This window comes from Corynebacterium sp. HMSC064H12, from assembly GCF_001809925.1.
Taxonomy (GTDB): Bacteria; Actinomycetota; Actinomycetes; order Mycobacteriales; family Mycobacteriaceae; genus Corynebacterium; species Corynebacterium jeikeium_D.
In genome coordinates this window covers 60,032-75,991 of record NZ_KV799331.1, presented here as the reverse complement: position 1 = coordinate 75,991, position 15,960 = coordinate 60,032, and the positions used below count along the sequence as shown (strand labels likewise).

The following is a 15,960-nucleotide window of genomic DNA, read 5'->3' as shown; positions in this document are numbered from 1 at the left end:
GACTTAAAAGTCGCGCCGGGGAGCGGCTTTGGTGTGCCAAATCTCAGCGTGCAGCCTCAATGGTCGGTGTTAACCTCAGACCTTAGCCACCTAGCCAAGGGCCTCCAACAATTTCTCGAGGTGCGCGCGCACCCGGGGCCACGATTCCACGAAAGGCGGCAGCAGATTGAGGCTGTCGACGTCGTCAAGCGGAATCCAGCGCAGCTCTAGAGACTCTTCGTTCGGATTCGTCTCCAGCTCTTCGGCAGCTAGTGCGTAGACCGTGTGGTACTTCCAGCCGCCGGCGAGCTCGGGGCGGTCCGGATCGGCCGGGAAGGGCCCGGTGGTGACCTGCGTGTCGAGGATGCGAAGCTGATGCTCCAGCAGCCCAGTTTCCTCAGCCGTTTCACGCAGCGCGGTCGCCTCAGGAGTCTCATGAGAATCACAAGCCCCACCAGGAACACCCCACGTTAGGGGGAACGATGTCCAGTCAGCTCGATACTGCATAAGCACCGTGCGCTGAGGGCTCACAATCAGCAGCCCTGCAGCTCCGAAGCGTCCCCAGCAGCGCGTACCGTTGGGGCCGGCTGCCCAACCATTTCCATCCTGAAGCATGTCTCCACCCTACGCCAGATACCCTTGTGTTTTCCGTCACAAGCCCGAGCGACTAAGATTTGCAAGGAACTAACGTTGCTCTGAGCGGAGAGATCGTCGCAGGCGACTTCGGTCACGTCGGAAGGACACGTGCACATGGGTGAAACCACTTCAAGTGCGCCTCATTCCCGTGCCCACGACAAAAACCGAAACCCATTCCACCGCAAGAATCGTGCTCCACGCCGAACTCGTTTCAGCGGTCGCACCACTCCCGGTGGCGAAAGCTTAGACATACACACTGCGGCTCAGGCGGCAAAAGAATCGAAAGATACTCCCGACACCACCCCGGCTACCGAGAGTGCGGCACCATCAACTGCTCTGGAAACTACAGAGTCCTCGGCTAATGCCCCAGCAACGGCCACACCCCCAACAGCCCTAGCAGACTCTCCGCGCGATACAGACTTGCGCGTGGATGCCCTGGAGATTGGCCCGCGCAACCGGAGATTGACACGTTTTCTCGGTGAGCGCCTCTATGACAAGCTCGGCCCGTCGGCCACGTATGTGCGCCGGTCAGCGTCATTTTTGATAACGTCACCGGGCCGATTGACCATAGTCGCCCTCATCCTCATCGTCGCTATCCTGGCAGCCGGCCTATCCATGTGGCAAACAACCTCGCAACGCCAGCAGCAGCTCACCCGAATTTCGCAACTGAGCGAGCCGATGGCCAATGCCTCGCAGAATCTCTATGCCTCGCTGACGATTGCCGATGCGTCCGCCAACACCGCTTTTTCCCGCGGCACACTCAACAGCAGCCAGGACTTGGTCAGCAACTTCGACGATGTCATCGCACAAGCATCCATGTCCGCTACCCGCGCAGCTACGGGCATTGAAAACGTCGATGATCCAGAGATGAAGGATGTCGCGACTGTACAGCGACTGTTGCCGGTCTACACCGGCATGGTCGAGACAGCTCGCGCGAATGCGCGCCAGGGCAACCCCGTCAGTGTCGCGTACCTCGCCTCTGCCTCAAACTTGATGCAGGTCCAGATTCTGCCAGCTGCAAAATCGCTCTACGAACGCACCAGTACCACCACTAATGAGGAGCAGCGCGAACTATCGAAACCACCTCTTTTCCCGATGTCAGGCCTGGCAGCGGCAATTTTGATGCTGCTAATCACACAGTGGTGGCTGACTCGCCGCACCGGTCGACTATTCAACGTCGGCCTGTTTGGTGCAACCATGCTGATGGCCATCGCACTTGTCGGTGTGGGAATCGCCACCACTCAGCCGTGGCAGTCTAACTCCCTCTTCGGAGAGCAGCGCCCGGACGTTCATGCCCTAACCCAAGTACGCATTGATGCCCAGCAGCTACGCGCCAGCGAAACCCTCGGCTTAGTGCGCCGTCAGCCCGCGGATGCGGAGTCCTTCTCGCAGTCGGTGCGCACCCTGGTCGGCGAGCTGGAAAGAGTGGACGCCAACGCGCCGGACGACGATGTCAGAGCCGCCATCCACGGTATCTACAGCTGGGAGTCCGGCCACAACCTGATGATGGAGCACTTGAGTTCAGGCGACTACGCCGGTGCGGTTCGCATCGCGACCGATGTGGATAATGCCAGCTCGTCGGCGACTGCGTTCAACCAGGTCGATGAGTCGCTACAGAATTCCATCGCCGAGTCCCGCCTGACCGCCCGTGAGAACCTCGACCAATCCCGTCGCGCTATCGCGGCACTGTCCCTCGCCACGGTTACGCTGACCGTCATCGCGGCAGTTCTGGTTGTTTTCGGCTTCCGACACCGGCTTCTGGAGTACCTATGATTGTTTCGTTCTCCCCGTCGCTCCACAGTCTCGCCGGTTGGCGGCGCAGGGCCGTCCTTGGTGCACTCGCCATCGCCGGGCTCACCGTCAGTGCCTGCGCGACCGATTCGCTTGCCGACGATCCCTACTCGCGCACAATCCTGGAGGCCACCGGTGACTTCCCCCTGCCACCGGGCGCGTTCTACGACAAAGCCTCCTCGAGGAAGCCTGCGGCAGAAGCCAACACCCCAGATCTGTCCACACTCGCCCCCGATGACCAAACACCGGAAGAGCGAATCCCGGAGATTTACCAGCGCGGCCGCATCATCGTTGGTGTTGACCAATCATTGAACCTGCTCAGCTTCCGCGACTTCAGCAGCGGAGAGCTCTCGGGGTTTGAAGTATCCCTGGCACAAGAGATTGCCCGGGACATCTTTGACAATCCCGATGCTGTCGAGTTTCGGTTCGTCGACAGCAACGAACGCACTGCCGCACTCGAAGACGGCACTGTCGATGTCGTTTTGCGCACTATGACGGTCACCGATGCCCGGCGCGAAAGGGTGCTGTTCTCCACACCGTATTTGACAGCACGAGCTGGAGTTCTAGTCTCTTCGCCGGGTGGCGATGCTTCCCCCGAGGACGTCGAGGACGGTCGCATCTGTGTCTCCCGGGGATCCACTACCGAGGATTTGATTCGACGGCTCTCGCCGAACAATACGCTGCTGTTGGTCGGTAACTGGTCGGATTGCCTCATTTCACTTCAAAACAGCCAGGCAGAGATTGTCGTTGCCGATGACACCATCCTCGCTGGTATCAACGACCAAGATCCGGCTACCGCCATTGTCCAGCGGGGCTTGAACGAGGAAAGCTACGCGGCCGGTGTATCCAAGGGGAACCCAGGCCTAGTTCGCCAAATCAACGCGACCCTGGAGCGTATGGCGAGCGACGGCACCTGGCAGTCCCTCTACGACACTTGGTTCGGCCCCTTCCTGCCAAGCGGTACACAGCCATCGCCACAGTACAGCGACGACGAAGACATACTTGGAATCTCCCCCACACCGGAAGCTGCTCCAGAAGGCGAGGTGGATAACCGATGAGCGACGAAAACCAGTACTCCGAGCATGCCCAGCAAGCCCAGCATCCCCAGTACACGCCGGAGCCCCAGGAGGATGCTCACGCAGAGGCAGAGGCAGCTGCCACTCAGGCCGTCGCCTTCGACCCATTCGCCGATGAAGACGACGAACAAGAGCCCGGCACTGCCGCTGTCGCCTTCGACCCTTTTGCGGACGATGATGACGATGACGAAGAGTTCGATATCGCCGAATTGTTGGGGCGCGGGGGCTCGTCGTCAAGCGCGACGACCCAACCCGGCGCCCAGACGCCAGATCCGTCGATGGCCTCGCACCGGAAAGCGTTGGAGGACTTCCGCCGGAGGCGATCGAATGCACACCGCGGACGCACTGTCGCCGACGGCATGGTGCACCTGCCGTACATCACAACGCAGGATCCGCGCGATGCAGTAATGAGTGATGAGAAGATTCGAGCGACGAATAAGCCGGCGCCGAGCCTGAAAGCCGGCGATATCGTGGCGGATCAGTACGAGATCGTGGGCCCGATTGCCCACGGCGGGCTCGGCTGGATTTACCTGGCGATTGACCACAATGTCTCGGATCGTTGGGTCGTGCTCAAGGGCATGATGGCAGCGAAAAACGAGAAGGATTTCGCCGTAGTCCAGGCGGAACGCGAGTTCCTCGCGGAAATCTCGCATCCGGGAATTGTGAAGATTATCAACTTCATCGATGAGACGGACGCCAACAGCGCCACCGGCTTCATTGTGATGGAGTACGTCGGCGGCCCGTCGTTACGCAAGCAGCGACGGAGCTACCCAGACGGCGTCATGCCCTGTGACCTAGCGATTGGCTACATCCTGGAGCTGCTCCCCGCGCTGGATTACCTGCACTCGCGCGGCGTTGTCTACAACGATTTGAAGCCGGACAACGTGCTGCTCAGCGAAGACCACGTCACGCTTATCGACGTTGGCGCGGTCACCGGCATCGGCGCCTACGGCCATATCTACGGCACGCCCGGTTTCCAGGCGCCGGAGATTGCCACGACGGGACCAACGATTGCCAGCGATATCTACACAGTCGGCCGCACGCTGGCCTCGCTGATTCTGAAGTTGCCGGCGACCAACGGCATCTACGACCCGGGGCTACCCTCACCTGTCGAAGAGCCTCTATTCCGCCGTTTTTACTCGCTCTACCGCTTCCTACTACGCGCTTGCCACGAGAACCCGGAGGCTCGCTTCGGTTCTGCCGAAGAGATGAGTGTGCAGCTCATCGGCGTATTGCGCGAGATTCTGGCGGTGCGCGACGGCGTGCAATTCCCGCAGGCGGTGTCGAATTTCTCGCCGCAGCGTTCCACGTACGGCACCAAGCACCTGGTGTTCCGCACCGATCAGCTTGTCGACGGCATCACCCGCGGCGTGGAAATCACTCCGCAAGAAGTGACCTTCGCGCTGCCTGTACCACTGATTAACCCGACAGATCCGGGTGCGCGCATCTTGAGTGCCTCGTCGTTTACAGAGCCCAACGAACTTATCGAAACACTGACCAATGCGCTGTCCGAACCCGAGTATGGCTCTTCCGTGGAAATTCCACTGGGCATCGTGCGTGCGAAACTGGACCTCGGATTAATTGATGAGGCCCGCGACAGCCTCCGCGATGTCTCTGAACGTTTGCAGCGCGATTGGCGTTACCACTGGTACGAGGGCGTGACTTATTTGCTTCTCGACCAATTCAACGATGCCCTCGCCTCGTTCCACCACGTGCTGACGATGCTGCCCGGCGAGCCCGCCCCGAAGTTGGCGCTGGCAGCGACTCTCGAGTTGATTCAACAGCGCTTGGGCATCGCCAACGCATCTCTCCTCGAGCCCGCTGTCGCCCGCGCCGCCGCGAACTTGAGCAGCGCGCTGGATAATGTCGCTGCCGATACGCCCGAGATCTTCTCCCCCGCCTGGGCCAGCGAGTCCCTGTCGCCTCAGACGATTCGTTTCAACACCCTGCGTCTCTACGCCGTCGTGTGGGCGGCCAACCCGACGACGGTATCCTCCGCCTTCGGGCTAGCTCGTCAGCTGGCCTCTGAGCGCCAACACGAAATGGCTATCTCCCAGCTTGACCGCGTACCCGGTAACTCCCGTCACCATCGCATGGCACGTTTGACGACGATTCTGATGCTCACCTCAGGGATGCCCTCCGAGTTGACCGAATCGAGAATTCGCCGTGCTGCGCGTCGCCTGGTGGAGCTACCAACAAATGAACCGCGCATGCCGCAGCTGCGCATCGCCGTGATGGCGTCCGCGCTGAACTGGTTGCGCAGCTCGAACCTCGACCATGCAGCTAGCTCCAATGGTCTTTTCGATGCGCCCTTTACCGTGGCTGGCCTGCGTGAAGGACTGGAAAAAGACTTACGGATGCTGGCGCGCTCTTCACAGTTTCCGCGACACCGCTACAACTTGGTGGATATCGCAAATCTCATTCGGCCACGAACTTGGCGTTAGCTCTGTACCAGCTCTTTACTGAACCTGGTCAAACATGCGGTTGTGGGCGTGAGCGCCACCCCAGAATTGGTGAATAAAGAGAGAATTGCCGTTCGTGGTTTAAGATATCCTCTATGTTTGCCTCTTCGAAATCCTCTCTCCGCAGCGCTAAGCGTGTCATTATCAGCGCTGCAGCTCTCACCACCGCCTTTGGTATTGGGGCCGGCACTGCCGTTGCCCTGCCGGTTTCCCCGGACCTGCAGTCGCTCAGCCAGAGTGTTCGGGACCTCAAGCTGCCGGAGATCTCGACTCTGAACCCGGGCGACCTTGCTCCTGAGCTCTCTGAGGTTCTGGATTCCTCTTCGGTGAAGCTGCCGGATTCGGTCGTCGCCCTAATCGATGAAAACTTCAAGTTCGCTGAAAATAACAAGCAGATGGCGGACAAGGTCAAAACTCAGCTGCTGAACGCCATCGACAGCCTGCCGCTGCCAGCTGCGCAGAAGGCCGAAGCCACCCGCGTCGTCAACGAGATTTTCGGTTTGCTGGAGGGCCAAGACAAGCCGGCGCAGCCTGAGCCGGCGCCTGCCCCCGCTCCACAGCCAGAGCAGAAGCCACGCCCTGAACCACGCCCCGAGCCAAACAACCCGTGCCCGCCGAGCGCCCGCGCATGCGTTGACCTGGCTAACCAGAAGACCTGGCTGCAGGAAAACGGCAACATCACCTACGGCCCGGTGCCAATGTCCTCCGGTATGCCAGGTTACGAAACCACCCGTGGCCACTTGAGCGTTACCCGCAAGGTCCGCGATGAGTGGTCGGTTCCTTACAACGGCCCGATGCCGTTCTCTGTGTACTTCACCAACGACGGTGAGGCTTTCCACGAGGGTTCGGTCAATCAGATGTCCCACGGCTGCATTCATCTGAATCACGATGATGCCGTGATGTACTTCAACACTCTGCAGGTCGGCGACGGCGTCTACATCTGGTAGTTACCCGCGCTGATGCGTTGAAATAACGAACAGGTGACTGAGCCTATTGAGGCATAGGCGCAGTTTCCCTGGCGGTGAAAAATGAGCTCGCCCCACTAGATTCTTCCAGTTTGGAAGGCAGTGGAGGCGAGCTCATTTTTTGTTGAGTTACAGTCGCGGATTCAACAGGTGAGGTACACGGCAGCCGTCGATTACGGGTTACCGGAACCCTGCCTACTCGTCAGGGTTCCGGTCCAAAGAACTAGTCCACGAAGCTCATTGCGTAGCGGGCAATGGCCAGTTCCTCATTGGTCGGTACCACGAAGACCTTGACCTTCGAGTCATCCGCCGAAATCAGACGTGGGCCGTCATTCGGCTGGGAGTTGAGCTCGTCATCAATTTTGATACCGAAGTTCTCAAGCTCAGCCATCGAATCACGGCGGATACCGACGTGGTTCTCACCGACACCGGCGGTGAAGGTGATGGCATCGAGGCGACCGAGAATCAGCATGTACGAGCCGATGTAGCGGCGCAGCTGGTGAACATACATCTGGTATGCAGCCCAAGCATCCGGGTCGTGGTCATCCATGCGCTCCTGCAGGACTCGGAAGTCATTGACACCAGAGACGCCCTTCAAACCGGACTGGCGGTTGCACAGATTGTCGATCTCATCGATGCTCATGCCGTTGCGGTAGAGGTGGAAGATGACGCCCGGGTCAATGTCACCGGTACGAGTGCCCATCATCAGACCAGCCAGCGGAGTCAGCCCCATCGAGGTATCCACCGCCTGGCCACCTCGGATAGCCGCACACGACGCACCGTTACCCAGGTGCAGCGTAATCTGGTTGATTTCCTCTGCCGGCTTATTCAGAAGGTCCGGCACCTGCTTGGAAACAAACTCATGCGAGGTGCCGTGGAAGCCGTAACGACGGATATCAAACTTCGATGCGACCTCTGCATTGAGCGGGTACAGAGCAGCAGCTGGCGGCATGGTGTGGAAGAAACCAGTGTCGAAGACGGCGACGTGCGGCACGTCGGGAAGCAGCTTGCGAGACTCTTCGATACCTACGATATTGGCCGGGTTGTGCAGCGGCGCCAGCGGAATAAGGTCGCGGATCATGCCGACGATCTCGTCGGTAATCAGCTCCGGTCCAGAGAACAGGCGACCACCGTGAACGACGCGGTGACCGACGGCGGCAATATCCACCGACTCCGGACCAACACCGTGCTCATCCATCAGTTCGAACGCGCGGTCAAGGCCACTGGCGTGGTCAGCGATAGGCTCGGTGATTTCAATCTTCTGTCCGGAGAACTTCAGATTAATAATGCCGTCTTCTTCACCAATGCGCTCCACCAGACCGGAGACATACGGCGGCTGCGTTGAGTCCTTCTCCGGATCTACCAGCTGAAACTTGATAGAGGAGGAACCGGAGTTCAAAACAAGTACGTGACGGGACATAATAATTAGTTTCCTCCAGCCTGAATAGCGGTAATTGCAACCGTGTTGATGATGTCCGGCACCGTGGCGCCACGGGAGAGGTCGTTGACCGGCTTGTTCAAGCCCTGCAGAATCGGGCCGATTGCCAACGCACCACCACAGCGCTGGGCAATCTTGTACCCGATGTTACCGGCGTCCAAATCCGGGAACACGAAAACAGTTGCCTTACCCGCAACGGAGGAATCCGGCATCTTCTTCGCAGCCACAGACGGGTCAATAGCGGCATCGAACTGCAGCGGACCATCGACAGCGAGGTCCGGAGCCAGCTCCTTGGCCTTGGCCAGACCCGCCTTCACACGATCAACATCCTCACCTGTGCCGGATGCCCCAGTGGAGTAGCTCAGCATGGCGACGCGGGCGTCGATACCGAAGGAAGCTGCAGTCTCGGCGGATACCACCGCGATTTCACCCAGCTGTTCCGGAGCCGGCTTCGGCAGCACCGCACAGTCCGCAAAACCCCACAGCGAGTTGTCCATAACCATGAGGAACAGCGACGACACCGTGGAAGCCGACGGCTTGGTCTTAATGATTTGCAAGGACGGACGAATGGTGTGCGCAGTTGTGTGGGCTGCACCGGACACCATGCCGTCGACAAGCCCGTTGTGAATCATCATCGTCGCAAAGTAGGAGATGTCCTGCATCGTCTCACGGGCCTGCTCCAGCGTGACCCCCTTGGCCTTGCGCATCTCTGCGAACTGTTCCGCGAACTGCTCAACATATTCGGAGGTCTGTGGGTTCCAGAGATGGGCGGCGTCGATGTCAAAACCAAGTTCGGCGGCGCGCGCCTTCATAGCATCCGGGTCACCGAGGATAGTAAGCTCACAGATGTCCTCGCGCAGGAGGTAATCAGCGGCCTCAAGAATGCGGTCATCATCCCCCTCTGGCAGCACAATGTGGCGCTTATCAGTCTTGGCGCGCTGCAACAGCCACCACTGGAAACGCTGTGGAGTCATCACTGCGGTGACCTCGCGGCTTACGACCTTGCGAAGCCCCTCAGCATCGTCAACGGCAACAACGGGAACGTCGAGATCGAGAGTCTTAGCAGCCTCGACTGCTTCCTCCCCTGTGAGAACAACAGCGAGTACCTCGCTGTGACGCTGAGCTGCACTGCTGAGCGCCAAACGAACGCGAGCCTTTGCGGCCTCTGTGTGACAGCCCTCGCCACCAGCGACAACGATGACACCGGCACCGGCGACGGTGGCGATGCGGAAGTCAAAATCGAGGTTGCCGGAGCCGGTCAGAACAGCCGCCCCCTCGTTAGCAGCGCGGTCGTCCTCAACAGCACTGACGATGGTGTCAAGCGCGGATTCCGGATCCACAACAACCTGATCCACAGTGGCGCCGTGAGCCCCACCGACAGTGTGGAGGCAACGTGCCCCACCCAGTGCCTCAGACAATGCCGTAATGACATCCTGTAGATCGTCTGCGCGGTCCACTGAAGTAATCAGGACTGCGGAGTTGTTGGTGGACGCTTGGGCGTTCTTATCGCTCACCGACGTTCCTTTCTCGCACTGCGCTTAATCGTTGACTTATTTGAACGTTGACTTGGCTCGAGCCAATGGACTGCCGGAGGCTCAAGATCATGCTGAGCTTCCAATCCCGCTGAGTCCCAAATCATTATTTTCATCTTATTGTGAGTCACCTTACATCTCACGACGGACTCAAACCTCTTTGGTTACCCCTGGTAGCCACACTTTTCCCCACAGATTCCAACAATTTTCCCGCACAATCGCGCCTTTTAGGCGGTTTTTCTAGTGAACTATCCCAAATTCCCACATTGGACGTGACTAAGGTCACATTTAGTTTTGTACGCCTTCAAAAGCATCTCACCGATGATGTGATGCTCGCCTCTCGATTTTTCGTAAGTTATCGCTACGATTGGGGGCGCTACCATTGGGAATGTCGAATAAACCGATAGCTCACCAATAACTCCTTTCCCCACGAGGTCACCGCTGGCAGCTACTTACGCCGCGGTCTCGTGGCCGTCGTAAAGCATTAGAGAAAGAAGGACAGACTTCATGAATCGCCCGCTCCGCGTTGCCGTAATTGGCTCTGGCCCGGCCGGTGTTTATGCTTCCGATGCACTGATGAAATCCAGTACTGACGTGGAAGTCGATCTCTTTGAAAAGATGCCGGCTCCATTCGGCCTGATTCGCTACGGCGTCGCCCCCGACCACCCACGTATCAAGGGCATCATCATGGCCCTGCACCGTGTGATGGAAAAGCCGGAGCTACGTCTGTTCTCCAACGTTGAGTTCGGCAAGGACATCACCCTCGACGAATTAAAGGAGCATTACGACGCCGTCATCTTCGCCACCGGTGCTGTCGGCGACCGCGCACTGCCGACGCCGGGTGCGGATCTGCCGGAGCACTTTGGTGCTGGTGAATTCGTGGGCTTCTACGACGGCAATCCGCTTTTTGAGCGCACCTGGGACCTCTCGGCGGAGTCCGTGGCCGTCGTCGGTGTCGGTAACGTCGCGCTGGACGTCTCCCGAATCCTGGCGAAGACCGGCGAGGAACTGCACGTCACGGAGATTCCGGACAATGTCTACGAGGTTCTGAAGACCAATAAGGCCAAGGAAGTCCACGTCTTCGGTCGACGTGGCCCGGCACAGGCAAAGTTCACTCCGCTGGAGCTCAAGGAACTGGACTACTCACCAAACGTCGAGGTCGTTGTCGATCCGCGCGATATTGACTACGACTCCGCGTCCGAGATTATGCGTCGCAACTCCAAGATCACTGACCAGGTCTGCACCATCCTGGAGAACTACGCCATCCGCGAACCGAAGAACGCACCGCACAAGCTCTACATTCACTTCTTCGAGTCGCCAGTGGAAATCCTCAGCGAGGAGGGCGCCGACGGCGAGCAGCATGTGGTCGGCTTGCGCACGCAGCGTATGGAATACGACGGGGCTGGCGGGCTGTGCCCGACCGGCGAGACCACCGACTGGAAGGTCGGCGCGGTCTACTCCGCCGTGGGCTACCGCTCCGACGCACTGCCGGGAATCCCGTTCGACAACGTCAAGAACGTCATCTCCAACATCGGCGGTCGAGTCATTGAATCGGAAAACACCGAGGATGAAGAAGCCGAGACCATCACCGGCCTCTACACCACCGGGTGGGTTCGCCGTGGCCCGGTCGGCCTGATTGGCAATACCAAGGGCGATGCCAACGAGGCCGTGGCCAACCTGCTGGCAGATGCCGCAGAGGGCAAGAAATTCACCCCGTCGAAGCCGGAGTTGTCCGCTGTCAACGAGCTGCTGGCGTCAAAGGGCATCGACTACCTGGACTGGGAGGGCTGGCACAAGCTCGATGCTGCCGAACGCACCGCCGGCGAGGCCGAGGGCCGCGAACGCAAGAAGTATGTCGAATGGGATGAGATGGTCACCCACTCCAAGGGCGAGTAACGGCGAGTAACGAGGGCGGATAGAAAGCGCCGGCTACGCCACTACCTGCACATCCGTGTACGCAGCGCGCGAGTCCCAGCGGCAGCACACAATCGGCGCCAACAGCTCGGCCAATGGCTCACCAAAAGCCACCTGGCCAGCACCGGCGGCAGCGCCCGCATCGAGGACTCGATCCCACAGCAGCCCCGGCGCGGTAAACAGCGGCACCACTACGAGTCCGCGACCGCGCTTGGCCGCGCGCTCCTGTGCCACGGCCACAGCATCGGATCCCTTGATCTTCTCAGGACCGACCACGAATGCTGCACTCACATGTCCCGGCAGCATCCCGCCAAGATTTGCCGCAAATTGGTGCACCGCCGCATTGGCCTCCTCATCAGAGGAGCCGACCCCCATCACCAGCGCATCGACCGGCCAGGAAAAAGACGCATTCTCCGCCGCTTCAATGATTCGCTTCACGACGGCGCGCTTCGTGCCGTCGCCAAGCCCGAGTCCTTCAGCCACTGTGATGTCAACACCATGCCGATCGCAGAGTCGAACCTGCTCGGGAACATCGACTCGCGAGTGGAACGCATCGGTGAACAGCAGCGGTACGGCCAGCGCCTGAGTCTCGCCGGCAGCGGCGAGCTCACCACATACGGCATCTAGCGAGGGCTCGTCGAGGTCCAGCCAGGCGAGGCGAATCTGAGAGGGCGCATCCAGACGGGTGAGCGGCATCTTCTCGCGCACGAGTGCGACCACCTCTTCGAGCACCGGTTTGGTCTCTGGGTGCCGGGAACCGTGCGCAAGCAGAATCAGTGCGGTCATCGATGGTCTCCTCAGGCTCGCTAGCTGTGCTTTCTGGTTTCTCTATCTGGCAGCTCTACTGAGCTGCGCCACGCACGAGGCCAGCGGTGAGGCTGTCACCGGTGCCCGGCTCAATAAGCAGGAAGGCACCGACACGACCACCGACGCGGTAGGCATCGACCGGGAGCGGCTGCGCGACCTCGATGGTCACCTCAGCGACATCATTGACCGCGAGCTGGTCGGCAACGCCGGTGGGCTCGCCGATCTCGATGTCGATAAGGGCATCGACGGAAGCGATACGCCCACGCACCAGCGCGGCACCGTAGCGCACCTCAACGACACGGCCGACTGCCAGCGGCTTGTCCGCAAGGTGGACAGCCACGGCGGAGAAGCGGCGGACGTCCTCCGGACGGGTGCCACTGATGAGATCACCACGGGCGAGGTCGAACTCGGCATCCAAGCTGATGGCAACCGACTGACCGGCCACGGCCTCAGTGACATCCTCGGCTGCCACGGTGATCTTCGTGACCGTAGCCTGACGGTTGGCGTCTACGGAGACAGTGTCACCCACACGCACACTGCCTGCGGCGATACGGCCAGCGTAACCGCGGTATTCAGTGGCGTGATCACGAATGACGTAGTCGATGGGCAGGCGTAGGTCGGCCTCGGCATCGGTTTCCAGGTCGGCACCGATGTTGAGGTTTTCCAGCAGTTCCAACACAGTCGGCCCCTCGTACCACGGGGTGTGCTCAGACGGATCGACAATGTTGTCGCCGACCAAAGCCGACACTGGAACAACGAAGGTGTTCTGAAGACCCAAACGCTCTGCCAGCACTGCTACATCCGACTCAATCTTGCGGAAGGCTTCTTCGCTGTAGTCCAGCAGGTCGATCTTGTTGACGGCAAAGATTACGTGGCGAACACCCAGCAGACCGGCCACCGTTGCGTGTCGCTTGGTCTGCGTCACGACGCCGTTGCGTGCGTCGATAAGCAAAACGACGGCCTCAGCGGTGGACATACCAGTGATGGTGTTTCGGGTGTACTGCTCGTGACCAGGGCAGTCGGCAAGGATGAACGAGCGGACGTCGGTGGCGAAGTAGCGGTAGGCAACGTCGATCGTGATGCCCTGCTCACGCTCGGCCCGCAGACCATCAACCAGCAACGAGAGGTCAGGATTTTCCTGACCGCGCGCCTGCGAGGAGGCGACGACGGCCTCGTACTGGTCAGCGAGGATGTTCTTCGTGTCGTGCAGCAGGCGACCGACGAAGGTGGACTTACCGTCGTCCACGGAGCCAGCGGTGCACAGGCGAAGAGTGCGACGAGCGCGAGTGGCGCGGTCAGCGGTAATCAGGGTAGCTGGGGAATTTGGCTGGCTCATCAGAAGTAACCTTCCTTCTTGCGGTCTTCCATGGAGGATTCGGACAACTTGTCATCTGCGCGGGTAGCGCCGCGCTCGGTGAGCTTGGATGTGCGAAGTTCCTCCATGACCTCCGCAATAGTGGTGGCAGTCGATTCGACAGCGCCGGTGCAGCTCATGTCACCGACAGTGCGGTAGCGGACAGTGCGAACCTCGAGGGTCTCGCCGTCGCGGGGGCCACCCCACTCGCCCGGTGCCAGCCACATACCGCCGCGGTTGAACACCTCACGCTCGTGGGCGAAGTAGATGGGCGGCAGTTCGATGTCACGGGCTTCGATGTAGGCCCAGACGTCGGCCTCGGTCCAGTTCGAGATTGGGAAAACGCGGACGTTCTCTCCGGCGGCGTGGCGACCGTTGTAGAGACCCCACAGCTCAGGGCGCTGACGGCGTGGATCCCAACCACCGAAGGAGTCTCGGACGGAGAACACGCGCTCCTTGGCGCGGGCCTTCTCCTCATCGCGGCGGGCGCCACCGAGAACGGCATCGTAACCACGGTTGGCAATGGTCTCCACCAGCGGCACTGTCTGCAAAGGGTTACGGGTGCCGTCGGCACGCTCGGTGAGCACGCCGCTGTCGATCCAGTCTTGGACCTTGGCTACGTGCAGCTTGATGCCCGGCTGAGCGGCAATCTTGTCGCGGAATTCAATAACTTCGGGGAAGTTGTGGCCGGTGTCGACGTGGAGCAGCTCCAGCGGGATACCCGCCGGTGCGAAGGCGCGCTTGGCCAGCTCGAGCACGACGACGGAATCCTTTCCGCCGGAGAAAAGTAGTGCCGGACGGTCGAACTGACCGGCGGTCTGGCGAATAATGTCGATGGCCTCGGCTTCGAGCTCGGCAAGCCGCGGGTCGAGGCGGTTTTGTACGGAACCGGTGGTTGAGCTAGTCATGGGGGTTCTTTCTGTTGGGGCTGTGTTGGCTGTTGTAACTGCGCTGTTTTAGCTGATATCGGTTATCGGCGGGCGGCTAGTGGCTGGCGGCAAGTAGCTGTCTGCTAGCCGCTCGAACTAGAGGTGCAATCCGCACTCAGTCTTCTCGGAGCCCTCCCAGCGACCCGAGCGCGGATCCGCGCCCTCTGCCACTCGCGCGGTGCATGTCGCGCAGCCAATCGACGGGAACCCCTGTTGCGTCAGCGGATGAACAATGAGGTCATTGTCCTCGATGTACTGGGCAACATCCTCATCTGTCCAGGTGGCCAGCGGGTTGAGCTTGATGCGACCAGTCTTGTCGATCTCCAGTACCGGCGTGTGTGCGCGGGTCGGCGCGTCGACGCGCTTCAGACCTGTGACCCAGCCCTCGTAGGGGCGCTTCACGGCAGACAGCGGCTCGACCTTCCGCAATGCGCAGCATCGCGTCGGGTCGGTCTTGTACAGATCAACGCCCTCTTCGGCGTCCTGCTCGGCGCGGGTGCGCTTCGGCTCAATCGACAGCAGTCGGTTGTCGTAACGCTGTGCGACCTGCTCTGCCACGTCGAGGGTCTCCGGGAAGTGGTAACCGGTATCCAGGAAAATCAGATCTGCCTCCGGCGCGTGCCGAGCAGCCAGTTCCGCCAACACTGTGTCCTGCATCGACAGGGTCACAGCCAGTGGCGTGTGCAGGTGCTCCGCACCCCATTCCAGTACTTCCCCAGCAGTGGCGGTCTCCAGCTTGGAGCCCCACTCCAGTGCGAGCTCAATCAGACGGCGAGCAGTTTCCGGGTTGTCCAGCGCGTCTTCACGCGCGAGCGCCTCCTGAGTCTTAATGACCTCAGCGGTTTTCAGTCCCGTGCTCATGACGCCACCTTTCTATCGATATGTCCGTGCAGTTTCACTGTGAATACCCGGCAGCATTCGCGGCATTGCCAGGCGTAATCGGTTTCCAGGTCGGGCCACAGATCATCACCGCCGCAGTAAGGGCAATGCATCACCGCACCCCGGTTCGGATTGGGGTGTGCGCTTCGGCCACCGATTCCCAGTCGCGCTGGCGTCTCGTCTTTTTCGCTTGACGAC

General features: G+C 60.1%; 12 protein-coding genes. 5 read left to right on the top strand and 7 right to left on the bottom strand.

What is annotated here, in order from left to right; translation table 11 throughout:
- Positions 1-90: 90 nt before the first annotated feature.
- Positions 91-594: an NUDIX hydrolase gene (locus HMPREF2681_RS03160; protein WP_016421520.1), complete on the bottom strand. Its 504-nt coding sequence runs from the start codon at positions 592-594 to the stop codon at positions 91-93.
- 135 nt (positions 595-729) lie between these two features.
- On the opposite strand from HMPREF2681_RS03160, the gene HMPREF2681_RS03155 reads away from it, so the two are divergent.
- The 4 genes from HMPREF2681_RS03155 to HMPREF2681_RS03140 all read left to right on the top strand — a co-directional run bounded on the left by HMPREF2681_RS03155 (position 730) and on the right by HMPREF2681_RS03140 (position 6,891).
- On the top strand, positions 730-2,388 hold the full coding sequence (locus HMPREF2681_RS03155) for a hypothetical protein (protein ID WP_070546058.1): 1,659 nt from the start codon (positions 730-732) through the stop codon (positions 2,386-2,388).
- Positions 2,385-3,464 carry a glutamate ABC transporter substrate-binding protein gene (locus HMPREF2681_RS03150; RefSeq protein ID WP_049193784.1) on the top strand — a complete coding sequence of 360 codons (1,080 nt, stop codon included), beginning with the start codon at positions 2,385-2,387 and terminating at the stop codon, positions 3,462-3,464. The genes HMPREF2681_RS03155 and HMPREF2681_RS03150 overlap by 4 nt, the downstream gene beginning before the upstream one ends.
- A complete protein-coding gene (locus tag HMPREF2681_RS03145; protein ID WP_070546056.1) occupies positions 3,461-5,926 on the top strand; it encodes a serine/threonine protein kinase in 2,466 nt (821 codons plus the stop codon). Before HMPREF2681_RS03150 ends, HMPREF2681_RS03145 begins: the two co-directional genes overlap by 4 nt.
- 113 nt (positions 5,927-6,039) lie before the next feature.
- A complete protein-coding gene (locus HMPREF2681_RS03140) occupies positions 6,040-6,891 on the top strand; it encodes a L,D-transpeptidase (protein WP_070546054.1) in 852 nt (283 codons plus the stop codon).
- 241 nt (positions 6,892-7,132) lie between these two features.
- Here HMPREF2681_RS03140 and HMPREF2681_RS03135 read toward each other — a convergent pair whose 3' ends face one another.
- Positions 7,133-8,329, bottom strand: a complete 1,197-nt coding sequence (locus HMPREF2681_RS03135) for an acetate kinase (protein WP_049193781.1) — start codon at positions 8,327-8,329, stop codon at positions 7,133-7,135.
- A gap of 5 nt (positions 8,330-8,334) precedes the next feature.
- Positions 8,335-9,660 carry a phosphate acetyltransferase gene (pta, locus tag HMPREF2681_RS03130; protein WP_224783755.1) on the bottom strand — a complete coding sequence of 442 codons (1,326 nt, stop codon included), beginning with the start codon at positions 9,658-9,660 and terminating at the stop codon, positions 8,335-8,337.
- Between the two features lie 726 nt (positions 9,661-10,386).
- On the opposite strand from pta, the gene HMPREF2681_RS03125 reads away from it, so the two are divergent.
- A complete protein-coding gene (locus HMPREF2681_RS03125) occupies positions 10,387-11,775 on the top strand; it encodes an FAD-dependent oxidoreductase (RefSeq protein ID WP_070546052.1) in 1,389 nt (462 codons plus the stop codon).
- Between the two features lie 33 nt (positions 11,776-11,808).
- On the opposite strand, the gene HMPREF2681_RS03120 is transcribed toward HMPREF2681_RS03125, so the two are convergent.
- The 4 genes from HMPREF2681_RS03120 to HMPREF2681_RS03105 all read right to left on the bottom strand — a co-directional run bounded on the left by HMPREF2681_RS03120 (position 11,809) and on the right by HMPREF2681_RS03105 (position 15,744).
- Entirely contained in the window at positions 11,809-12,579 is a 771-nt protein-coding gene (locus tag HMPREF2681_RS03120) for a sirohydrochlorin chelatase (RefSeq protein ID WP_070546051.1), read from the bottom strand.
- 55 nt (positions 12,580-12,634) lie between these two features.
- Complete coding sequence (locus HMPREF2681_RS03115; RefSeq protein WP_070546049.1) at positions 12,635-13,936, bottom strand: sulfate adenylyltransferase subunit 1; 1,302 nt, start codon at positions 13,934-13,936, stop codon at positions 12,635-12,637.
- Positions 13,936-14,862: a sulfate adenylyltransferase subunit CysD gene (gene cysD, locus HMPREF2681_RS03110; RefSeq protein ID WP_070546047.1), complete on the bottom strand. Its 927-nt coding sequence runs from the start codon at positions 14,860-14,862 to the stop codon at positions 13,936-13,938. Before cysD ends, HMPREF2681_RS03115 begins: the two co-directional genes overlap by 1 nt.
- Positions 14,863-14,979: 117 nt before the next feature.
- Positions 14,980-15,744, bottom strand: a complete 765-nt coding sequence (locus tag HMPREF2681_RS03105) for a phosphoadenylyl-sulfate reductase (RefSeq protein WP_016421531.1) — start codon at positions 15,742-15,744, stop codon at positions 14,980-14,982.
- Positions 15,745-15,960: the final 216 nt, after the last annotated feature.